This is a genomic window from Serratia sp. 506_PEND (assembly GCF_001076875.1).
In the GTDB taxonomy this organism is placed as follows: Bacteria; Pseudomonadota; Gammaproteobacteria; order Enterobacterales; family Enterobacteriaceae; genus Serratia; species Serratia marcescens.
Genome location: NZ_JVEL01000317.1, coordinates 1 through 1,041, shown reverse-complemented (window position 1 = coordinate 1,041; position 1,041 = coordinate 1). Strand labels below are relative to the sequence as shown.

Annotated in this window: 1 protein-coding gene; it reads left to right on the top strand. The window is 60.7% G+C overall.

The window, feature by feature from the left end; translation table 11 throughout:
- Positions 1-5: 5 nt before the first annotated feature.
- On the top strand, positions 6-1,041 hold a 1,036-nt coding region (tssA, locus tag ADK28_RS08815; protein ID WP_048795456.1), incomplete at its 3' end, for a type VI secretion system protein TssA.

Here is a 1,041-nt window from a genome sequence, read left to right as displayed (position 1 = left end):
GCCTGATGGTCCAGATGGTTCGCCGCTTTGAGGGCGCACAGTCGCGCCTGTGTGAACGGGCAACGGAAACAGGGCTGGAAAGTGTGATAGCGCTGACGCAGGCACTGGCGCGAACCTGGGGTTCGCTGATGCCTGATGAGGACAACCTGTTTGACGGGTTGCTCAGCACCCTGCAACGCGCCGGTCGCCCGTTACAGGCGCAGAGTCAGGTCAGTGCAGAGCGCCCGTCTTCTCCTGCATCATCAACGATAACCCCGTCAACGGCGTCCGTTATTCGCCATGACCACAAGCCCCTGAATATTGATGATGCTGATGAACGGGGATGGCAGCAGACGCTGCTGAAGGTGGCAGACCGCCTGACCGGACAACAACCGGACGAGGCGGTGGGATATCGTCTGCGCCGTTATGCCATCTGGCACACCATCACGTCGGCGCCGGTGGTCACCCGGGGTAACAGGACACCGCTGGCGGCGGTCTCGCCTGACCGGGTGAATGAATACGAATCGGCCCTTTCCCGCGCCGATATTACCCTGTGGCCTCAGACAGAGACGAGTCTCACCCTCTCGCCTTACTGGTTTGATGGGCACTGGCTGTCGGCACAGATGGCGCTACAAAAGGGACTGAAAGCCGTGGCTGAGGCCATCAGGGATGAACTCCTGTACCTGTTACATCGTTTGCCCGCGCTGAGAACGCTGACGTTCAGCGATGACACCCCTTTTTTATCGTCCCGCTGTGAACAGTGGCTGCGCACCGCAGAGACGGAACGGGAGGGGACTGGCGGTGATGTGAACGCCGCGATTAGTGCCTGCCGTGAAGAGCAGGGGATAAATGCCGCGCTGGCCCTGCTGGAAGACCACATCCGGTCGCAGAGTGAACCCCGCGAAGCTTTTTACGCCGGGCTGATGCTGGCGGAGCTGCTGGATGCTGAGGGATTAACGAATCTGGCTGAAATGCATTACCGCCAGCTCTGGCAGCAGGCGCAGCAGCTGTCTCTGGAACTGTGGGAGCCAGGGCTGGTGAAACGTCTGGAGCGTGCCGTCC